This window comes from Halonotius sp. F2-221B, assembly GCF_046719765.1.
GTDB lineage: Archaea > Halobacteriota > Halobacteria > Halobacteriales > Haloferacaceae > Halonotius.
In genome coordinates this window covers 1-3,218 of the sequence record NZ_JABEBY010000035.1, presented here as the reverse complement: position 1 = coordinate 3,218, position 3,218 = coordinate 1, and the positions used below count along the sequence as shown (strand labels likewise).

The window sequence follows — 3,218 nt, the reverse complement described above, 5'->3', positions numbered from 1 at the left end:
GTATGAATGGGTGGCGGCGAACCACGGCTCCCAGAGGGTCTCCCACTCCAGTACTGCGCGGAACGCTGACGAGCTTAACTGCCGTGTTCGGGATGGGTACGGGTGGAACCTCGTCGCTGTGGCCGCCGAAACCGACCACCGGAATCGAACCAGTGTCAATCCAAATCGGTGCCTACCACCTCACGATACCATCGTTGTAATCGTGTGTTCCGTGCAATCCAGTTCGCGCCTGGACCCACTACAGTGGGTCACAGTGCATAATTTATGAGTGTTGGCTCGGGCTGTTAGTGCTCGTGGACTCAACACCTCGTTGCCTTGGTGCGTACATCCCGAGTCTATCGAACTCGTCTTCTACGAGTGCCCTCAGTGGAACATCTTTTTCATGTGGGTTTCGAGCTTAGATGCGTTCAGCTCTTACCCCGCGGCACGTGGCTACTCGGCAACTGCCTTCTCAGACAACCGATACACCAGTGGTGCCCAATCGTAGTTCCTCTCGTACTATACGATCGTTCATGGCATGTCCCTAAACACCCCCAATAGATAGCAGCCGACCTGTCTCACGACGGTCTAAACCCAGCTCACGACCTCCTTTAATAGGCGAACAACCTCACCCTTGCCCGCGTCTGCACGGGCAGGATGGAGGGAACCGACATCGAGGTAGCAAGCCACTCGGTCGATATGTGCTCTTGCGAGTGACGACTCTGTTATCCCTAAGGTAGCTTTTCTGTCATCCACAGGCCGCATCAATCGGCCTTGTGGGTTCGCTAGACCACGCTTTCGCGTCAGCGACACTCGTTGGGAATGTCACTGTCAGACTTCCTTCTGCTCTTGCGCTCTGCCTCGGGTTCCCGACCCGAGTGAGGAAATCTTGGGGCGCGCTCGATATCTTTTCGAGCGCGTACCGCCCCAGTCAAACTGCCCGGCTACCGGTGTCCTCCGCCAGGAGTGAGAGTCGCAGTCACTACCGGGTAGTATTTCAATGCTGCCTCGGTGGCCCGCTAGCGCGGGTACCTGTGTAACGGCTCCTACCTATGCTGCACAGTAGCGACCACGTCTCAGCGACAGCCTGCAGTGAAGCTCTATAGGGTCTTCGCTTCCCCTTGGGGGTCTCCAGACTCCGCACTGGAACGTACAGTTCACCGGGGCCAGCGTTGGGACAGTGACGCTCTCGTTGATCCATTCATGCAAGTCGCTACTGAAGCGACAAGGTACTACGCTACCTTAAGAGGGTCATAGTTACCCCCGCCGTTGACGGGTCCTTCGTCCTCTTGTACGAGGTGTTCAGATACCCGCACTGGGCAGGATTCAGTGACCGTACGAGTGCTTGCGCATTTGCGGTCACCTGTGTTGTTACTAGACAGTCGGAGCGTCCGAGTTATTGCAACCTGCCTCGTCGGAGGCAGGCATCCCTTCTTGCGAACGTACGGGACTAACTTGCCGAATTCCCTAACGCCGGTTGGGGCCCGACAGACCTTGGCTTTCGCTGCCTGAGCACCTGTGTCGGATCTTGGTACGGACAACACACTCGCCGTTTCACGGGCTCTAGGTACCACCGTGTTTCCCTGTCTCGGCAGTTACCCGCTTCGTGCCATGACGGCTTCCACGGGCGTGACCGATTCGACCGGGCGAAAACCCGGTGCGGTGTTTCCCAAAGCGTTGGCTTTGAGTGGTGTTGGTACTGGAATATTAACCAGTTTCCCTGTTGTCCGCGTCGAGTTGCGAGCGGACTTAGGACCGACTAACCCTTGGCTGAATGACAGTGCCAAGGAACCCTTGCTCGTAAGGTCGTCGAGGTTCTCACCCGACTATCGCTGCTACTGTGACCAGAATTGTCGTTACTGTACGATCCATACGAGTTCTCACCCGTATTTCCACTCGAACAGTACGCCAACCTACGTAGTCACCATGATTGGTGTTGTACGGTCTCGGAAACGGATTTGAGCCCCGATCATTTTGGGCGCCTCGAACCTCGGCCGGTAAGCTGTTACGCTTTTCTTAGAGGGTTGCTGCTTCTAAGCTCACCTCCCGGCTGTTTAGGGCTCGAGACCACCTTCGGTTGCACTTAATCCGTATTTTGGGTCCTTAACCGTACGCTGGGTTGTCTCCCTTACGGACCACAGGCTTACCCCGCAGTCCGGACTCCCACCGTCTACAACGTCCGTAAGTTTGGAGTTCGACAACCCGGCCGACCTCTCTCGAGGGCGGGACGAGTAATCGGTCGCTCTACCTCACGGACTATCTCGGGTGAGGTCATGCTTCGACATGTTTCGGTTGGAACCAGCTGTTGCCGAGTTCGATGGGCCTTTCACCCCTACACATAGGTCACGCGAGGGTATTGTAAGACACCAACGCTAACGGGCCTCCACGTGCCTTTCGGCACGCTTCACCCTGCCCATGTGTAGATCACTCGGTTTCGGGTCGTATCCCCACGACTCCCCGCGCTTGAACACGGCGGCCCTGGTCTTCGAATGAAGACTGCGGCCATGTCGCTTTCGCTCTGCCTGCCCTGATCATCAGGTTAGGCTTGCCATGGAGATACACTCTCTGGGTCGTTTTTCAAAACGTACGACGCAACATCGGCTTCACTCTCGTCTTACTGGAGGCTTGCACCTCGGTCATTCTGGGAGTGACCTTGTATGCCACGTCGTTCGATCGCCAGCTGATTTCGGGCCCTATTGCACGATCCTTCTCGGAGTGCTTTTCAGCGTTCGCTCACGCTACTTGTTCGCTATCGGTCTCGAGGAGTATTTAGTCTTCTCAGGGGATGCCTGAGATGTTCACACGGGAATTCCGACCCATGCTACTCTGGAGCTGACGCACAACGTACTTGATTCCAATACGGGGTTGTCACCCTGTATCACGCTCCGTTCCAGAAGACTTCTTGGAACTGTTCGGTTGCTGAGAGTCAGTCCTGACACCACATTGCCCGTGAGGGCTTCGGTTTGGACTGTGTCGTGTTCACTCGCGGTTACTAACGATATCGCGGTTGCGTTCTTTTCCTGTCGGTACTAAGATGTTTCAATTCCCGACGTTCCCTATTGCGCAAGGCAATTGTGAGAGGGATTCCCATTCGGAGATCCTACGTTCTTCGCCTCCATGCGGCTCCCGTAGGCTTATCGCAGCTTGGCACGTCCTTCATCGGCACTCGAGCCGAGCCGTTCACCAGCTGGCACAGTAGCCAGTTGAAGAGATAACATTCGGACGAATGTTATCGCTGG

General features: G+C 55.9%; 2 rRNA genes. Both read right to left on the bottom strand.

The window, feature by feature from the left end:
* Nucleotides 1–8: 8 nt before the first annotated feature.
* Nucleotides 9–130 (bottom strand): 5S ribosomal RNA (gene rrf / locus HKK80_RS14915).
* Between the two features lie 136 nt (nt 131–266).
* Nucleotides 267–3,187, bottom strand: a 23S ribosomal RNA gene (locus HKK80_RS14910).
* Nucleotides 3,188–3,218 lie beyond the last annotated feature (31 nt).